Origin of the sequence: Lactimicrobium sp. (assembly GCF_036453465.1) — a bacterium.
Lineage (GTDB): Bacteria > Bacillota_I > Bacilli_A > Erysipelotrichales > Erysipelotrichaceae > Bulleidia.
In genome coordinates this window covers 46,137-64,993 of the sequence record NZ_JAZHUW010000001.1, presented here as the reverse complement: position 1 = coordinate 64,993, position 18,857 = coordinate 46,137, and the positions used below count along the sequence as shown (strand labels likewise).

The 18,857-nt window shown below is 48.5% G+C and carries 15 protein-coding genes; 2 read left to right on the top strand and 13 right to left on the bottom strand.

The annotated features are described in order from the left end of the window. Positions 1 to 119: 119 nt before the first annotated feature. The 11 genes from gpmA to SOI44_RS00280 form a co-directional block, all read right to left on the bottom strand. The gene (gene gpmA / locus SOI44_RS00330; protein WP_331347342.1) at positions 120 to 866 is read right to left on the bottom strand and encodes a 2,3-diphosphoglycerate-dependent phosphoglycerate mutase; all 747 of its coding nucleotides are present in this window, start codon (positions 864 to 866) and stop codon (positions 120 to 122) included. After that, positions 866 to 1,291: a flavodoxin gene (locus SOI44_RS00325; RefSeq protein ID WP_331347259.1), complete on the bottom strand. Its 426-nt coding sequence runs from the start codon at positions 1,289 to 1,291 to the stop codon at positions 866 to 868. The genes gpmA and SOI44_RS00325 overlap by 1 nt, the downstream gene beginning before the upstream one ends. A 117-nt stretch (positions 1,292 to 1,408) precedes the next feature. Continuing rightward, complete coding sequence (feoB, locus tag SOI44_RS00320) at positions 1,409 to 3,571, bottom strand: ferrous iron transport protein B (protein ID WP_331347258.1); 2,163 nt, start codon at positions 3,569 to 3,571, stop codon at positions 1,409 to 1,411. Between the two features lie 19 nt (positions 3,572 to 3,590). Further along, on the bottom strand, positions 3,591 to 3,809 hold the full coding sequence (locus SOI44_RS00315; RefSeq protein WP_331347257.1) for a FeoA family protein: 219 nt from the start codon (positions 3,807 to 3,809) through the stop codon (positions 3,591 to 3,593). Positions 3,810 to 3,821: 12 nt separating this feature from the next. Beyond that, a complete protein-coding gene (locus SOI44_RS00310; RefSeq protein ID WP_331347256.1) occupies positions 3,822 to 4,034 on the bottom strand; it encodes a FeoA family protein in 213 nt (70 codons plus the stop codon). 200 nt (positions 4,035 to 4,234) lie between these two features. After that, positions 4,235 to 5,614: an NAD(P)/FAD-dependent oxidoreductase gene (locus SOI44_RS00305; protein ID WP_331347255.1), complete on the bottom strand. Its 1,380-nt coding sequence runs from the start codon at positions 5,612 to 5,614 to the stop codon at positions 4,235 to 4,237. Between the two features lie 28 nt (positions 5,615 to 5,642). After that, positions 5,643 to 6,647 (bottom strand): glycosyltransferase family 2 protein, encoded by a 1,005-nt coding sequence (locus SOI44_RS00300; RefSeq protein ID WP_331347254.1) that lies wholly within the window; start codon positions 6,645 to 6,647, stop codon positions 5,643 to 5,645. A gap of 61 nt (positions 6,648 to 6,708) precedes the next feature. Continuing rightward, positions 6,709 to 8,304 carry a hypothetical protein gene (locus SOI44_RS00295; protein ID WP_331347253.1) on the bottom strand — a complete coding sequence of 532 codons (1,596 nt, stop codon included), beginning with the start codon at positions 8,302 to 8,304 and terminating at the stop codon, positions 6,709 to 6,711. 128 nt (positions 8,305 to 8,432) lie between these two features. Then, the gene (gene groL / locus SOI44_RS00290) at positions 8,433 to 10,046 is read right to left on the bottom strand and encodes a chaperonin GroEL (RefSeq protein WP_331347252.1); all 1,614 of its coding nucleotides are present in this window, start codon (positions 10,044 to 10,046) and stop codon (positions 8,433 to 8,435) included. Between the two features lie 30 nt (positions 10,047 to 10,076). Beyond that, a complete protein-coding gene (locus SOI44_RS00285) occupies positions 10,077 to 10,367 on the bottom strand; it encodes a co-chaperone GroES (RefSeq protein ID WP_331347251.1) in 291 nt (96 codons plus the stop codon). An 88-nt stretch (positions 10,368 to 10,455) separates the two neighbouring features. After that, a complete protein-coding gene (locus SOI44_RS00280) occupies positions 10,456 to 11,256 on the bottom strand; it encodes a helix-turn-helix domain-containing protein (protein WP_331347250.1) in 801 nt (266 codons plus the stop codon). Between the two features lie 136 nt (positions 11,257 to 11,392). Here SOI44_RS00280 and SOI44_RS00275 point away from each other — a divergent pair, with 136 nt between their 5' ends. Then, on the top strand, positions 11,393 to 13,363 hold the full coding sequence (locus tag SOI44_RS00275; protein WP_331347249.1) for a phospholipid carrier-dependent glycosyltransferase: 1,971 nt from the start codon (positions 11,393 to 11,395) through the stop codon (positions 13,361 to 13,363). Beyond that, positions 13,348 to 15,087 (top strand): hypothetical protein, encoded by a 1,740-nt coding sequence (locus SOI44_RS00270; protein ID WP_331347248.1) that lies wholly within the window; start codon positions 13,348 to 13,350, stop codon positions 15,085 to 15,087. The genes SOI44_RS00275 and SOI44_RS00270 overlap by 16 nt, the downstream gene beginning before the upstream one ends. Before the next feature lie 207 nt (positions 15,088 to 15,294). Here the strand turns inward: SOI44_RS00270 and pheT are convergent, their stop codons facing one another. Together pheT and pheS are read right to left on the bottom strand one after the other, a co-directional pair. Then, on the bottom strand, positions 15,295 to 17,691 hold the full coding sequence (gene pheT, locus SOI44_RS00265; RefSeq protein ID WP_331347247.1) for a phenylalanine--tRNA ligase subunit beta: 2,397 nt from the start codon (positions 17,689 to 17,691) through the stop codon (positions 15,295 to 15,297). Between the two features lie 15 nt (positions 17,692 to 17,706). Next, positions 17,707 to 18,741: a phenylalanine--tRNA ligase subunit alpha gene (pheS, locus tag SOI44_RS00260; protein WP_331347246.1), complete on the bottom strand. Its 1,035-nt coding sequence runs from the start codon at positions 18,739 to 18,741 to the stop codon at positions 17,707 to 17,709. Positions 18,742 to 18,857 lie beyond the last annotated feature (116 nt).

Below are 18,857 nucleotides of genomic sequence, written 5' to 3'. Positions count from 1 at the left end.
CAATGGTGGGAATTTTCTCAAGAAATGAGGCAGTCATTTTGACAAGAATCCCATATTTTGTCTGGCATTTGACCCGGCCATAAAAAATCTTCCCTTTTTGAAGAGAAGATTTTGGAAAATCATTTTGCTTTACCCTGGTCTGCCACAGCTTTCATCTTTGCCTGGATTTCACTTTGATCACCCAGATAATAGTGTTTCATCACATGGAACTGATCATCGAACTCATAGACAAGCGGAACCCCGGTTGGAATATTGACATCGGCAATTTCTTCATCCGAGATATTGTCGAAGTACTTGACCAGTGCCCGCAGAGAGTTGCCATGGGCTGCAATCAGTACTTTTCTGCCAGCAAGAATCTGCGGCTTGATCTCGGTTTCAAAGTATGGCACAACACGCTGAATCGTGATCGCAAGTGATTCCGTCTGCGGAAGCAGCTTTGGATCAATGCCGGCATACATTTTCTGCTTTGCCGGGCTGCGCGGATCATTCTGTTCCAATGCCGGCGGGCACACTGCAAAGGAGCGCCGCCAGATCTTCACCTGCGCATCGCCATACTTTTCAGCTGTCTCTGCTTTGTTAAGCCCCTGCAGGGCACCATAGTGGCGCTCATTCAGCCGCCAGGATTTGTGCTCTTCAATCCAATCGAGATCCATTTCATCCAGAATGTGATGAAGCGTATGGATGGCGCGTTTCAAATAGGATGTATAGGCAAGATCGAAGTCATAGCCAGCATCTTTCAGAAGCTGTCCCGCCCTGATGGCTTCTTTATGACCGTTTTCACTCAGATCCACATCGGTCCAGCCGGTGAAAAGATTCAGCTTATTCCACTCGCTTTCCCCATGTCTGACAAGTACAAGGCGGTACATCATGCCGCCAGCTTTCTGCCAAGATCTCTGCAGGCATCCAGAGCAGCATCATCCGGTTCATTCAGGCAGGTTACGCCATCTTCAACCAGCTGGGCACCATCGCCCTGCACACGTGACTCCCAGTCATGCATCCATGTCTGATCACCCCACCCATAGGAGCCAAACAGACCGACCTTCTTGCCGGAAAGGCTTCCTTCAACACTGGCAAACATCGGGTCAAAGCTGCCCTCTTCCAGATTCTCGGAACCCATTGCCGGGCAGCCAAAGGCGAAGGTATCATAGCTGCTGACATCATTGGCTGAGAAGTTATCACTGAAGATCACTTCTGCCTGTCCTCCGGCTGCCTTGACACCCTCAGCGACGGCTTCAGCCATCTTCTGGGTATTGCCTGTACCGGACCAATATACAACTGCTGTTTTTGACATTATTTATTCCTCTACTTTCATTTCCCTTACGGGACTATAGTTAGTATATACTAACCTATATGTTTTAGAAAAGCAGCATGCTCAGCTGCTCTTCTGAAATATTTGATTTTTGATGGTTCAGGCTGCTTCTTCCAAAACTGTCTTTGCTCTGGTGCGGTGTTCATAATCCGGACGCAGCAGCAGATACAGATAGATCAGCAGAACAACGATTGCGGCAATCGTACCAGCGCCGAAGGCAACCTCACCAACCATCAGACCGCCAAGCTGATAAACCATCAGGGAAATGCAGTATGCATTGAGATTCTGTACCAGGATAGCAAACCAGAACCAGCGTCTGTTGTTCATTTCCTTTGCCATCGTGGAGATGGCTGCCAGACACGGAGAATCAAAGCAGTTGAACACAAGGAATGATACAGCTGCAATGCCGGTCGGGAAGAAGGCTGCAAATGCCTGATGCATGGAGACTGTGTATTCTTCGACATCACCAAGGCCAGCCAGGACACCCATTGTGGAGACGATGCCTTCCTTGGCAACGAATCCAGAAATGGAGGAAGCAACTGCCTGCCATGTACCAAATCCCAGCGGGACAAAGATCCAGGCAATCGCACGGCCGATATAGGCAAGGAAGGAAGCTTCGGTATCAACAAGTCCGAAGACACCATTCTGGATGCCGAAGGAAGCCAGGAACCACATCACTGCACAGCAGAGGAACAGGATTGTGCCGGCTTTCTTGAGGAATGCCCAGGATCTTTCCCAGACGTGCATCAGCACGCCTTTCAGGCTTGGAATATGGTAAGCCGGAAGTTCCATGACAAATGGTGCCGGATCACCTGCAAACATCTTTGACTTCTTCATGATGATGCACATGATGACAACCACGCCGATGCCAGCAAAGTACATTACCGGTGCAAACCACCATGTTCCGCCCATCAGATAGCCGGCGATCATGGCAATGACCGGAAGCTTTGCACCGCATGGAATGGAAGTTGTGGTGATCATGGTCATGCGGCGGTCCTTCTCGTTTTCAATAGTACGGGTAGCCATGATGCCAGGCACACCGCAGCCGGAAGAAATCAGGAATGGAATGAAACTCTTTCCGGACAGGCCGAATCTTCTGAAGATACGATCCATGATGAAGGCAACACGAGACATGTATCCACAGTCTTCCAGAACAGACAGGAAGAAGAAGACACACATCATCTGCGGCAGGAAACCGATCGGTGCTGCCAGGCCGCCGATGATACCATCAACGACAAGGGATACCAGCCATGCCGAGCAGCCAGCACTTTCCATCAGGCTCTGTACACCTGGCTGAATGATGGAGCCAAACAGTGTATCGTTGACCCAGTCTGTCATCCACTGACCGATGCCGGATACAGCAATAAGATAAGTCAATGTCATGATGACGGCAAAGATCGGCAAAGCCAGCCAGCGGTTGGTCACAACCTGGTCAATGCGGTCAGATACCGACATCTTGCCGGCATGTTTTTTCTTATAGATGCCTTTCAGCAGGGCAGCGATATATTCGTATTTCTCATTGGTAATGATGGACTCAGCATCATCATCCAGAGCAGTTTCAACAGCCTTGGTTGTCTGCTCGGCAATGTTTTTTTCCTGCTCGCTTAATGTGAGCTCTTCCATTACCTTTTCATCACGCTCAAACACTTTGACAGCATACCAGCGCCGCTGTGCTTCATCACATGTGCCAAGCACTTTATTCTCGATCATATTGATCGCATCTTCAACCTGGCCGCGATATTTCATTTTCGCCGGCAGGGTATGTGCTTTGGCTGCCTTGATGGCAAGATCCGCAGCTTCCATGATGCCTTCCTGATGCAGGGCAGAGATTTCAACAACCTTGCAGCCAAGCTTGCTGCCAAGTGCCTTGAAATCAATATCATCACCGTTCTTGCGGACAAGGTCCATCATGTTGACAGCGACTACCATCGGAATGCCTGTTTCAGCAAGCTGTGTAGTCAGATACAGGTTTCTTTCCAGGTTGGTGCCATCGATGATATTCAGGATAACATCCGGTTTGTCTTTTACCAGATAGTTTCTGGAAACAACTTCCTCCAGTGTATATGGTGACAATGAATAGATGCCCGGAAGGTCCTGAATGATGACATCTTCATGTTTCTTCAGCTTACCTTCCTTCTTTTCAACCGTGACGCCCGGCCAGTTGCCGACGTACTGGTTGGAACCCGTCAGGGCATTGAACAATGTTGTCTTGCCACAGTTCGGGTTGCCAGCCAGGGCAATTCTGATTTTCCCTTCAGCCATTTCTCATTTTTCCCCTTATTTATGCAACTTCAATCTGATTGGCATCCTCTTTACGGATGGAAAGCTCATATCCTCTAACCGTTACCTCAATCGGATCACCAAGCGGAGCCACTTTCCGAACGTAAACCTGCACTCCCTTGGTAATACCCATGTCCATGATGCGGCGTTTCACAGCCCCTTCACCATGCAGCTTCACAACCGTAACCGTTGATCCAATCTTTGCCTCTTTTAAAGTCATTTTGTCCCCTTTCTATACCATGATCCGCATTGCCATGCTTTCACCGATCGCAATCCGCGTGTTCTTCACATTCACGATCAGACTGCCATTCAGCCGGGAAACAACCTTGACCGTTGTTCCTTCCGCAAAGCCCATATCCGCAAGATGCTGGCGCATCTGTACATTTCCATTAATCTTTTTTACGGTGTGATCCAGACCAGGATCAGCAAATGCCAAAGGCATCATATACACCTCTCTTTCAGCTGCTTCCAGTAATAGTTAGATTTATCTAACACGTATATTAGTTTACGCTAACTAACAGATGCCGTCAATCTTTCTTTCTGATTTATGAGCAAACAGCTTGCTTTTGCCTCGGTAATTTGTTAGGCAGAAACATAAAAAAGCTCCATGATCATGTTTGACCACGGAGCTTCAATGATGATGTCTCAGTGCTTCTTTCCGATGATATCAGCAACAATCAGACCATTCGCTGCTGCCTGGGCAAGGCTTCTTGTAAAGCCGGCGCCATCACCTAATGCATAGATCTCATCTGTTCCTTCCAGCACGAAATCCTTCGCATGGGGACGGGCACTGTAGTATTTGCATTCCACACCATACAGCAGGGTATCGTAGTTGGCTGTACCAGGAGCCACTTTGTTCAAGGCATGCAGTGTTTCCACAATGTTATCGAGCTGGCGTTTGGGCATGCACAGTGACAGATCGCCCGGCACGGCATCCAGGGTTGGCTTGACACTGCTCTTGGCAAGCCGGGCTGCGGTTGTGCGCTGTCCCTTTTCAAGATCGCCAAGACGCTGCACAAGCACATAGCCGCCGGAAATCTTGTTGGCAAGAGACGCAATATCACGGGCATAGGCAACCGGTTCATTGAACGGTTCTGTGAAGTATGTGCTGGAAAGCAGGGCAAAATTGGAATTATTGCTCTGTTTTGCCTTGTCCTTGTAGCTGTGTCCGTTGACGGTCAGTACGCCGTCGCTGTTTTCGGTTACAACATAGCCTCTTTCATTGAAGCAGAACATACGGGTTGTATCGCCATAGTGCCCGGACTTGTACAGGATCTTCGGTTCATAAATACGCTTGGAGAAAGGTTCCCAGATTTCATAGGGAAGCTCAACACGCACGCCGATATCCACCTGATTGTTTGTGCAGGCCACATGATTATCCTCACACCATTTCTGGAACATGCGGTTGCCGATTCTGCCTACAGCAAAGACAACAGTATTGCCCTTGACATGTTTTTCTTTTCCCTTCTGGGTAAAGATAACATCATGGCTTTCTTTGTCTACATCACTGACAACCGCTTCGGTTTCAATATCCACATGTCCATCCATGGAGTGAATCAGTTTGAGCATCGTACCATAGTTGGCATCGGTGCCAAGGTGTTTCACTTCTGCCTGCTGCATATGCAGATCATACTGCAGACACAGGGCCTTCAGCTGGTTATCAGGATGGTATACCTCCTGATCCGCACCATAGCGGACCAGAATATCATCGGCCTGGCGGATGTATTTCATAACATCTTCTGCCTTCATCACATCCGGCAGCCAGCCGCCATATTCTGTTGTAATGTTGTATTTACCGTCGGAAAATGCACCGGCACCGGCCATGCCTTCCATAATGGCACAGGGATTGCACTTGATGCATTTTTCCACCTTGCCGGCCAGAATCGGACAGCTTCTGTTTTCAAGCTTTCTGCCCCTCTCCAGAATCAATACACTCAAAGACGGACTTTTCTCCATCAGCCGGTAGGCACACATCAGGCCGCCGATCCCGCCGCCGATAATCACAACATCATATGTATCTTTCATGTTCAATCTGTTCTCCTGTTACTTCGTATTACTGTAATTTCTTCTTTTTCAGAGCCATCATGCGCTCTCCTGCCTTTGACAGCATGACTTCATGGCGCACTCTTTCCTGAAACGGCACTCCTGCCTGACGTGCTCCTCCTCTGATCTTTGATGCATAGACGGCAAGTTCACACCGGTAAACATCAAGATCATCCAGCAGCTGCTGTTTCTGCTCCTTTTGTACCGCGATGCCATCAAGCCGGGCCATGATATCCAGATAGACGGCAAACATCCGCCAGTAGAAAATTTCCGGAACATCGGAAATATGCTGTGACTGGGAAAGGATCTTGCGGTAAGAGAAGATTTCGCCTTTCATCTGGCCGATGATATCCTCTTCACGTTCCAGTCTGCGCTTACGGTAAACCGCAAGCGGTTCATCTGTGTAGATAACTTTGGATGCTCTTAACAGCGTGAGCCAGAACAGCATATGATCGGCATAGCTGATTCTTGAAGCAAAACGGATGCCTTCTGCACAGCTGCGCCGGTAAAGCTTTGCCTGAGAGCGCGGATCAACCAGAAACAGATCAGAGAAATGGTCTGAATGACGGTTGTATACCGTATCTTTCTGCAGAGTGGTCCTGTCACTCTGGTAGCAGCAGTCATAGACAGGCCGCCTGCTGTAGGAATACTGGTCCATACGGGCTCGGATGACCAGATCGCTTCCGGAGACTTCTGCCATGCGGCAGAGCTTTTCCACCGCTGTTTCTTTGAGAGTATCATCCGGATCCAGGATCATGAAGTAAGGTGTTTCACAATTGCGGATACCTGTTTTGATGCTGGAACCATAGCCGCCATTCGGCTTGACAATGGCATGATAGCGGGATGGATTTTCCGCTGTGAATGCATCAATGCATTTCTGCGAACCGTCTGTGGAGCCGTCATTGACAATCAGAACACGGAAGTTCTGGACACTCTGGCGGCGCAGCGATGCAAAACACTGGCCCAGATAATTTTCGGCATTATAAACAGGCACGATGATGGTAGCTTCCTGCATAGCATATCCTCCAATCTATTCGTATTATAGCATGCCTGTCTTCCCTGTTGAGACACACCTATCAGCTGCCTGTATGGGTGTCATGGACGACAAGCTTGGCATCATCCTTGATGTAATCGGTATAAAGCCCCTGGGAAAGATCGAGCCAGGAGGCACCATGTCCAATCAGAACGGCGGCAATCAGGCACAGTTCCAGAATCCACTGGCCTAAGGGCTGCCATTCAAATGTATGGTAGATGGCAATGAAGAAAATCAGGTCGGTAAAAGGATTGAAAAGAATCTCAAAGCAGTCGCCATAGACATCTGTGCCGACCAGACGGGCAATCACACCCATGGTAAGCGGGTTGAGGAAGATGACCAGCATCAGCAGCATCATGCTGCGAAGCTGCTGGTGCGGTTTGGTTTTGGCATGCAGCAGAAACAGCAGCATGCCGCCCCAACGGAATACATCCAGCACATATGTGGTGATACGCTGGTCAAGGAACAGGTAGCTGCGTACAGGTTCTTCATGCAGAAACTGTTTGTAGCTGGCAAGGGAAACCGGAATGGATGGAAAGAAGATGGTCAGAAACAGATTAACGGCCATCAGGGATACCGGGACAATGACATACAGGATGAGACTGCCATGGTCAAACATCCAGTCTTCTGCCCGCCATAAAAGACGGCGCAGCTTTTTCTGATAGCGCAGGCGCAGGAAGATCATGCAGGCCGCAATCAGACTGAAACCAGCCAGTGGGTGTGCAAAGCACAGCTGAAAACTGGCATAGATGATATGGGGAACAATCAGTGTCGTAATATCAAATAAGGAGCGTACCTTCTGCTGTTTGAACAGCCAGGCTGCCAGGCAGTAGAGAATCTGAAAGCTGATGACACCAAAGCCCGGTGATACAAACATGCCCCCGGCCATGTAAAACATGGATACATACTTTTCCTGTTCATTGCCGTCTTTGATCCAGCAGTACAGATTCCATAGCAGCAGTGCAATGAATACCATGCGCCAGTTGGCACCGGATCCTGCCAAAGCAAGCTGCCAGCCGCGGAAGGCAGCATAAAACAGTGCATAGACAACCAGTGTGAATGAAAACCATGGGTTTTTGAGGCGGAATGTGCGCATGATATTAAGGCAGACTGCGGCAAAAATCAGATGGTAGAACACACCTGAATACATGATATTCTCTGCCGGGCTCATATACCGCAGCAGGACTGCCTGCAGTACTCTGTATCCCTGCAGAGGATAGAGAGAATCATAATAATGAGCGGAAAATGAATTTGCCTGAATGGATTTGAGGGCATTGACGGCAGCGTCAAGATTGGCAGCAGTGGCAATCAGGATGACAAACAGGAAGGCAGATGCCAGGATGCCGATGGTATCCCGCTGCCAGAATGTCCTGAAGGTATCCTTCCACTGCCAGATCGTAACACCGGCAGCAGCAGTCAGAGCAATGATGGTGATGATCTGTGCATACAGAACAGGTGCATGAAAGACAGTGCATGGCATATAAAATACTTCCAGCACGGTGAAAAGTATGGCTGCACCGGCTGGTGCTGCAAAGCCGCGCTTTGCTGTTTTCAGCAGTTTCAGAATGCCTGTGCCAAGTCCTTCGCACAAAATGGCAGCCAGAAGACCGGCAAGTGCATACAGCAGCAGATTTTTCATAGAATTTGCAATACTCCTAAGCGGCAGATCTGATATCCTTCTGCCATCCAAACAGAACTATTTTACATCAGACGCAAAAAAAAGGAACCCGTGGGTTCCTTCTAAACCTGTCATGATTCAGCGGGGAATCAATACTGCGGCATCTGCTGCGGTGCCGGTGTTTCCTTAGCCGGAATCTCAGCAACAGCAGCTTCGGTTGTAATGAACAGACCGGAGATGCTTGCAGCATTGAGCAGAGCAGTTCTTGTAACCTTGGTTGGATCAATGATGCCAGCCTTGAACATATCTACCCATTCACCAGTCTTGGCATTGAAGCCGACATTCGGCTCTTCCTTGAGCTGCTTCTCAAAGATTTCATTGCCATCAAAGCCTGCGTTCTCAGCAATCTGCATGATCGGCTCGCGCAGAGAATCCAGCACAACATTGATGCCTCTCTGCACATCAACAACGTCATCCTTGAGGCTGCCCTTGACTGCCTTGTAGGCATTGACCAGAGCCAGACCGCCGCCGGTGACAACGCCCTCTTCAACAGCAGCCTTTGTAGCGTTCAAAGCATCTTCAATGCGAAGCTTCTTATCCTTCAGCTCAGTCTCAGTTGTAGCACCAACCTTGATCAGGGCAACGCCGTTTGTCAGCTTGCCGAGGCGCTCCTGCAGCTTCTTCTTATCATAGTCGCTCTTTGTCTCTTCGATGGCAGCCTTGATTTCAGCAACTCTTTCAGCAACGACATTCTTGTCGCCGGCACCATCGATGATTGTGGTCTTGTCCTTTGTAACAACAACCTTCTTGGCAGAACCAAGATCAGAAATCTTGACATCGGCCAGATTCATGGACAGATCCTTTGCGCATACAACAGCACCAGTCATAGCAGCGATATCGCCGAGCTGGTTCTTGGCATTGTCACCAAAGCCCGGAGCCTTTGTGGCAACAACATTGAATGTGCCTCTGAGTTTGTTCAGGATCAATGTGCTCATGACTTCATTATCGAAATCATCAGCGATGATCAGCAGAGCACGGTTGCTCTTAACAACTTCCTCCAGTACCGGCAGGATATCCTGAATGGTATTGATCTTCTGATCGGTAACCATGATCAGCGGGTTGTCCAACTCAGCTGTCATCTTCTCACGGTCAGTTGCCATATACGGGGAAACATAGCCCTTGTCATACTGCATGCCTTCGGTCATTTCCAGAGTTGTCTCAAAAGACTTGGACTCATCAACATTGATGACGCCATCCTTGCCAACCTTCTCCATCGCCTGGGCGATGATGGAACCGATCTCCTCATTGCCGGAAGATACGGTTGCGATATTCTTGACATCGCTGTTGGTCTCAACCTGCTTGGATTCCTTGAGCAGCTCAGCAGAGACAGCCTTGGCAGCCTTGTCCATGCCCTCTCTCATCAGAACCGGGTTAGCACCCTTGTCAACAGCCTTCAGACCGCTTGTAATCATTGCCTGGGTCAGCAGTGTTGCTGTGGTTGTGCCATCACCGGCAACATCATTTGTATTGTTGGCAGCTTCATACACGAGCTTTGCGCCCATGTTTTCAAACTTGTCTTCCAGCTCAATCTCTTTGGCAATTGTCACACCATCATTGGTGATGACCGGGGAACCATAGCTCTTCTCCAGAACAACGTTTCTGCCCTTCGGGCCCAGTGTTACCTTAACCGCATTTGCCAATGTATTGACGCCGTCCAGCATCTTCTGTCTAGCGTCCTTGGAATACAGAATTTCCTTTGCCATATGTATTATTTATCCTCCTGATTTATCTCTTTACTCAACAACTGCAAGAATATCATCTGCACTGATCAGCAGATAATCCTTCTTGTCATCCTTTTCCTTCACTTCCGTGCCGGAGTACTTCTTATAGATAACCTGCTGGCCAGCCTTGAGATCAATCGGTGTCAGCTTGCCATCTTCAACCTTGCCAGGTCCAACTGCAACGACAATGCCATGGCTCGGTTCATCCTTTGCTTCCTTTGTTGTCAGAATGATGCCACTTTCTGTCTTTTCTTCTTCTTTCACTTTTTCAAGCAAGACATAATCATGTAAAGGTCTAATCATACGTTACCTCCTGTGCTTTAGCACTCATACTTTTTGATTGCTAACACCTGCTATTATAAGCACCACTGTCACTCTGTCAATACGAGTGCTAAAACTTTTTCGACATTTTTTCTTCTGCACGGTACAGGCGGTTCAGCGCACAGGCAACGATGAGATTGATGTTCTCATTGCTGTCCGTTATATCATAGCCAAGCAGTGCCGATATTTTGCGGATACGGTATTTGACGGTATTGCGGTGCAGATAGAGCATGGCAGCCGTACCTGCCACATCGCAGCGGCAGTCCAGATAGTATGTACAAAGCAGTGTGCACGGTTCGGCATGGGGATCTTCTTTCTCCAGAAACTGCATCACGCCAGTATACACGGCAAGCAGATTATCATTTTCCATCGTCAGGCGGACCATGCGGGCAAACCGGATTTTCTGCATGGAAAGATAGCTGGCATGGGGATAGATGATTCTGGCATCATGTATGAAACCAATGGATATTCCATATAAATATGCAGGTGTTTTGGTTCCATGCAGATCCGGGCATTCCAGCAGTACTGCCCTGCTTTGCTCTGCCTTGAGATAAGCAGCCAGATCCTGCGATTTCCTGTCGATTTCCTTCTCATCCTGCCCGGTGATGGGATAGGCAAGAAGATCATGGCCGCAGATGACAGCTGCACAGCCTGGCGAAATGGTACGGATACAGTCCAGCAGATGATCCAGGCTGGATGTATTGCATTCAATATGATGAATGATCCAGAGGGAAGTAGATGTCAGAGGGAAAAGACTGTCAAGATCGGCAGTCATGATCATGTGGAAAGAATTTCCTTCTTCCAGTTCAATCAGATTTTTTCTGATATTCTTCAGTTGTCTGCTTGTTTCACCTGCATGCTGATTTTTCATGAGACTTAAGAAATTCAATCAAAATCTTAGCAAAATCCTGCAACTGTGCAAGCCCTTCCATGACTTTGGATACATTATTTCAAGATCGTCAATTCCCGGCGAATCATGATGACAGTGCTGGTATAATTAACGCGCTATGAAAAAATTAAGTTTACTGTTGTTTCAGGATACGGAACTGCTTCCGCTGCTGCTGTGTGCAGCACTTATACTGCTCGTCATCAGATTCTATTACATCAGGCATCCCATGCCAGAAAAGGATGAACAAAAGGAACAGTCACTTCCCCTGCCGTTTGTGCGGGCCAGCCATCGTACTGTTTACAACCGTAAAGACCGGCTGGTCATGATTACGGCATGTGTGCTGTATGCCCTGTTTTCCTTCTGGGAGCTTGGCAGTGCAAAATTTCCCCATACGACCTGGCAGCCGCAGGCGGATCAGCCGAATCAGTCATTTGTTCTCAAGCTGAGTGAGGATACTTCGTTTGATCAGATCAATGTGATTTATGGTGAAGGTGACAACAACGCCAACTACAGTTCTCTGCAGCTTGGCGTAGAGGGCATGACGATTGAAGGGTCCAATGATCTGAGCAGCTGGACGCCGATTACGACACTGGAAAAAGGATCGATTTATGAATACTCGATTATTGAGGGCAGCTGGAATTACCGCTATATCCGTGTTACTGCCGCCAACAAGAACCAGACTCTGACTGAGATTGCCTTTAAGAAAACAGGTGAAGACAGCCTGCTGCCGGTAACGGTGCAAGAAGATGACAACTTCTCATCCAAATATCCGGCTTCACTTGTCATTGATGAACAGAATCTTGTGTCCATTCATCCTACGTATATGCAGCAGGCATACTTTGACGAGATTTATCATCCGCGCAATGCCTGGGAGATTGCCAATGCTGAGTATATGTATGCCACGGTGCATCCTCTTGTCGGCACCAACATCATGGCTCTTTCCATCAAACTGTTCGGTATGAATCCGCTGGCATGGCGTCTGCCGGGTGCCATCTTTGGTGTCATGATCATCCCGATGTTCTATGCCATTTTGAAAATGCTGTTTGGCGATATCCGTCTGTGCACACTGGGGACCATTCTTTGTGCGGCGGATTTCATGCATCTGACAACATCAAGAATCGGTACCCTGGAACCGTTCAGTGTATTCTTCATTCTGCTGATGTTCTACTGGATGATCCGCTGGTGTCAGACAAGCTGGTACGATACGAAATTCTCCAGTTCATTGAAACTGCTGCTGTGGGGCGGCATTTCAATGGGTGTTGCCATTGCGACCAAATGGACAGCCTGCTATTCCGCCGTCGGTCTTGCCATCATCCTGTTTGCCAGCTTCTATTGCCGCTGGCGTGAGTACAGAAAAGCAAAGCAGTTTCTGAAAGAGGGATCAGGAAATGAAGAACAGAAGGTATTTGCCAGAAAAGTAGTTTCTACATTTCCAAAAGCAATGCGGACAACGTTCCTCTGCTGTTTCCCGTTTTATATCTTTATTCCGGTTGTGATTTACTGGCTGTCTTATCTGCCGGATCATGTGTGGCGGGATGGATGGTCCATTGCTAATGTATGGAAGCAGAACATGTACATGTACAACTACCATACAAACCTGAAGGCAACCCATCCGTATCAGTCCACCTGGTATATGTGGCTGGTGGACGCAAGGCCGATCTGGTATTTCTCCGGTGTGAAAGCAGAAGGTATTTCGCATTCCATTTCCTGCTTGTCTAATCCACTGCTGACCTGGGCCGGTCTTCCTGCGATCATTTACACGGCCGTTGACTTCTTCCGCAGAAAGGACAGAAATGCCGGTATCATCCTGGCTGGCTATCTGACCGCACTGGGTCCCTGGGTGCTGCTGGTGAAACGCTGTGTGTTTGCCTATCATTTCTATCCAACCAGCTTCTTTACAATGCTTGCCATTGTCTATGCAGCCCAGGCACTGCTGAAGAAAGATGGAAAGTATCTGAAATGGATTCATATCTTTGAAGGTGTGTATATCTTCCTGTTCCTGATGTTTTTACCGGCAACGGCAGGCTTTGGCACAAGTCAGGCATATATCAAGCTGCTGGAGTGGTTCCCGACATGGTATTTCGGATGAGACATCCTAAGCGCTGGTTTCTGCTGGCATCCGTTATCTTTGCCCTGCTTTTCTGTATTCCCTATCTTGGCAAAGACTTACTGCCGATTGAGCATGATACGTTTTTCCATGTAGCAAGAATTCAGGCATTGTCAGATGCCATCGGTCACAAGGATTTCCTGCCTGCCATCTTTCCTTTGCAGAATAATGGCTATGGCTATGCCAGTCCTTTGTTCTACAATGATCTGTTTCTTTTGCCTGGTGCCCTGCTGGTCAGACTGGGCATGCCGGTGGCCAACAGCTATAAGCTGCTGATCCTTTTGGAAACAATGCTGGCCAGCTATGCCATGATGGTGCTGGTATACCGCATCAGTAAAAAGCAGAGTGCTGCCATACTGGCAGGATGTGCCTATGTCTTTGCCAATTATCATGTCACGGATGTATATGTGCGCGGGGCTCTTGGGGAAGTGCAGGCCCTGATCTTTCTGCCCATTGTCATTGAAGGTGTGTATATCATCCTGGTAGAAAACAGCCGCAGATGGTATATGCTGGCAGCCGGGCTGGCCTGTTTATTGCTGAGCCATAATCTCACCTTTTTGATGGGATGCATTCTGCTGGTGATTCTGTGTCTGCTCTATGTAAAAACGATGACCAGAGAGCAGTTTGCCACTCTATGCAAAGGTGTTCTGGCAGCCTTTTTGATGACGGTCTTCTTTTCACTGCCTATGCTGCAGCAGCTGCACAGCAATACCTTTTATCTGGACTACTATGGCAGCAGCAGTGATCTTGGCGCTGGATCTCTGGGACTCTGGAAATACTTTGCAGAAAAGACGGTCTTTGGCTATTCAGATAATTCTCTTCCCCATAACCGGCAGATGGTTCTCAATGTTGGTTATTTTGTAACTTTTGCACCATTGCTGTGGTTTGCAAAAAAGAAAGAGAAAAACGAAAACAGTCGTTTTGTCACATCTCTGCTGATCATCGGATATATATCGATTCTGCTGCCTTGTTCTTTGATCCCATGGGATTATATGGATGTCCTGCGGATCATGCAGTTCCCCTGGCGGCTGCTGGAAATCGGTCTTGTCTGTCTGTGTGTGCCAGCCGGCATTGCTTTTTCTTCCTTTTTTCAAAAGAAAACACTCCAGGTTATCGCTGTGTGTGCGCTGTGCTGTGAAGGCATCTATCATGTTGTTCCGGTATTTACAAGGACGTTTGGCATGACCAGCACAACAAGCTGGCAGGATGTGCAGAATGGAAAACTCTGCGATCCGTATTATTCGGCAACCTACATGCGGGTAGAACTTGCCGGGGGAGATTATCTGCCCCTGCCTTCCGTGGATTACCGCACGATCAAGCAGGAAATCATGGATTCTGATTTACAACCGCTGAATATTTCTTTTGAGAAGGACTATAACAGGCTTTCCTTCTCACTGATAAACAAAGATACAAACAAAACAATCGTACTGCCATTAACATGGTATCTTGGCTATCATCTGTACCGGATTTACAATGGCATCAAAACAGAAATACAGATACAGCCAACCGAAGGTGGACTTGTCAGCTTCCAAGCAGATCAGGCTGGAAACTATATATGTGTTTATGAAAGTACCATTCTGCGGAATATATGCATTGCAGTTTCGATGATTTGCTTTGTGATTGTCATTCTGCTGTATCTAAAAGACAGAAACAGATGCCGCACTTCCGCAAACGGCACATCAAATCATGATCATCAGATATTCTGAAATACCATTCTGGAAAAGAGACAGAAGATCATTAAGTCTACCTCTTTTCTTTCTTTTTCTATCAATATCACTTCTAAAGAGAATATGGTCATACCCGCTGAGCAGAAAGATGATGCTTATCTGTACCAGTTTCAAAGGTGTGTGTCAGGATAAAAAAAGGATGTCTCATCACAGAGGCATCCTTTCATATTAGATACATGTCTGTTATCAGGATCTCATCTGGGCACCGAGCTTTTCAGCAAACTGCTGCAGAATGCGCTCATGTACCGGTGCGATGTCCTCTTCGCGAAGGGTTCTGTCATCTGCCTGATAGACAATATGCAGGGCAACACTCTTCTTACCCTCTTCGACATGTTCACCTTCATAGACATCGAAGATTTCTGCACTCTTTGCAATCTTGTGGGAATTGCGGGAAACAATGTTGAGGATATCGCGGGCAGTGACATTCTTGTCAACGATCAGGGCAATATCTCTGGTGACACCTGGATAGCGCTGAATCGGATTGAAACGCAGACGGCCCGGCTTGCAGGTCAAAATCGGATCAAGATCCAGTTCTGCATAATAGACTCTGCCAAGGTCAAACTTAGCCGCGTATTCCGGATGCACTTCACCAAAGACACCCAGGAATTTGCCATCCAGGGCAATTTCAGCAGAGCGGTATGGATGGAAGTGCTCTGTATCATACTTGTTCTCAGAGATCCGTACTCTTGCAGCAGCAAAGCCATTGCGCTCCAGCCAGGTCATCAGAATACCCTTCAGTGTATAGAAAGATACCGGCTGTTCCTGTTTGTGCAGCTTGTCATTTCTTAACATGCCATCCAGAACAATGGCCAGCCTCTCCTGCTCTTTATCTTTGGCATAGACTTTGGAAAGTTCATAGAAATTATTGTCTTTTGAGCCATGTGCTTCGTTGTACTGCACACATTCCAGCACCGAGTTCATCAGGCCGGTACGGATGTGGGTGCGTGCTTCACTCATCGGCATGCTCAGAGCAATCGGCTCACCTGCCGCAAAGAAGGTATCATCGGTATAGGCTTTGGAAACAAGTGTATAGGTGACAATCTCATGCAGGTTGAAGCCGCTGAGAATATCACGGATCTGTCTTCTTGCCTTCTGTACTGGTGAAAGCATGCCTACGGTCGGTGCCATCTGAGGCAGCGTGCTGGGCAGATCATCATAACCAAGCAGACGGATGACTTCTTCATCCACATCTGCCTGTCCTTCCATATCTGTTCTATAGGAAGGAATATGGCAGACAACGGAGGTGCCATTGACTTCCGGCTTGAAATCCAGGCGTGTCAATACATCCGTGATCTGGTCCATTGTATAGGAAGTACCCAGCAGGCCATTGCAGTGTTCCAGGGTTTCTGTGATGACCTTTTCCTGATAACTGTCATCTCCGCAGACAACTGTCTTTTCAAAGCCGGATGCATCGGCATATCTTGTCAGCAAATCTACGCAGCGGTCCATTGCCTTTCGGGCAGCCAGAGGATCAATGCCTTTGGTGAAACGCTGGGCAGCCTCAGTCAGAAGATTCAGACGGATGCTGGTATGACGGATCGCAACCGGATCAAAGTGGGCAGCTTCAATGAAGATGGCATCGGTATCATCACCAATCATGCTTTCTTCACCACCCATGATGCCGGCAATACCTGTCGGCTGTCCATTGGTTGTGATCAGAACATCACTGTTTTCAATGTGGAACGTGTTGCCATCCAGAGCTGTCATGTCCATCGTCATGCCGTCTTTGACAGTAATTTCTCTGGCGGGCAGACGGGAAAGATTATAGAAGTGCAGCGGCTGGCCTGTTTCCAGCATGACAAAGTTGGAGATATCAACAACATTATTGATGGAGTTCATGCCATACGCCTGCAGGTACTGCTTCATCCAGGCAGGGCTTGGTCCTACTTTGACATGGTTGACGACCTTGCCATAGTACAGCGGGCACTTCTTTGTTTCACTGCGGAGAACAAAGCTGCTTTCTGCACCGCCATCGGCCATGCCTTCCACATGCGGCCACTTTGCTTTTCTGCCAAGAATGGCAGCTGTTTCCTTGGCCATGTTCCACATGGCAGAGCAGTCGGCACGGTTAGGAGTCAGAGAAACATCCAGAATGGTGTCATCCAGGCCCAGATAGCCAAGTACATTGCTTTCACCAACCGGGGCGTCCTGAGGCAGTTCTTCAATGCCGGAGAGCTGCTTTTCATTCAGCAGCTTCTTACTGACACCAAGCTCATAGAGCGCACACAGCATACCGTTGGATGGATAGCCATGCAGCGGCTTGGCTTCGATGGTACCTCCTGGCAGCTTTGCACCGGGCAGTGCGGCAATGACCTTGAGGCCTTTGCGGCAGTTGGGTGCACCGCAGACAATGTGGATCAGCTTATCTTCGCCCTCACCTACTTTTGTGACAGTATCATGCAGGTGGGTGCCGGGGATATCCTCACAGGAAACAACCTCACCAATGACCAGGTTGGAAGCCTGTGCCATGGGTTCAATGCCCTCTACTTCCAGGCCGGCGGATGTCAGACGTGATGCAAGTTCTTCCGGGGATATGCCATCCAGATCGACATATTCCTGCAGCCATTTATAACTTAATCTCATGATCTTTTCTCTCCTTTAGTCAAACCGGTCGAAATTCTTCAGGAAACGGACATCGTTTGTGTAGAAGTTGCGGATATCGTCAATGCCGTACTTGAGCATGGCAACACGCTCCAGGCCGACACCAAAGGCAAAGCCAGAGCACTTCTTCGGATCAAAGCCGTTCATCTCCAGAACATGCGGATGGACCATGCCGGCACCGAGAATTTCAATCCAGCCGGAGCCTTTGCATACCGAGCATCCCTTGCCGTTGCAGAACGGGCAGGAAACATCGACTTCAACGGATGGCTCCGTGAATGGGAAGTAAGACGGACGGAAACGTACTTTGCGGCCATTGCCGAACATGGCATTGGCCATGTATTCCAGTGTTCCCTTGAGATCTGCCAGAGTGATGTGATCACCGACAACAAGGCCTTCACACTGCATGAACTGATGGGAATGGGTCGCATCGTCATCATCGCGGCGGTATACCTTGCCCGGGCAGATCAGTTTGATGGGCAGCTGCCCATGTGCTTTTTCGAGCTCCCGCATCTGGATGGCAGTTGTATGTGTTCGTAACAGTGTATTGGGATCGATATAGAACGTATCCTGCATGTCTCTGGCCGGGTGGTCCTTAGGCAGGTTGGCAAGCTCAAAGTTGTAGTAATCCTGTTCTACTTCCGGTCCTTCGGCTACTTTGTAGCCCATGCCGATGAACAGATCTTCCAGTTCCTGCTGGATCATCATCAGCGGATGGACGGTGCCTCTCTCCATGGCTTCACCAGCCAGAGTGATATCAATCTTTTCTGCTTCCAGGCGTTTTGTCGTAGCTTCCTTCTGCACCTGCTCAATCCGGGCACTCAGGGCATCGGTAATTTCTTTCTTGACCTGGTTGACCTGCTGACCGAATGCCGGTTTTTCTTCTCTTGGCAGTGTCTTCATCACAGCCATCAGCTGCTGTACGGAGCCCTTTTTACCAAGATAGCTGATACGCAGCTGCTGCAGGGTATCCAGATCACTGGCTGCGGCAATCTTCTGCAGGGCTTCTTCTTTCACGCTTTGAATCTCTTCCATACTTCCTCCTGAACAATTAAAAAGCGTTCCTGTAACAGGAACGCTGATCACGCGGTACCATCCTGATTCGCACTTGCGTGCGCACCTCAATTCGTCTGTAACGGAGACATCCGGGG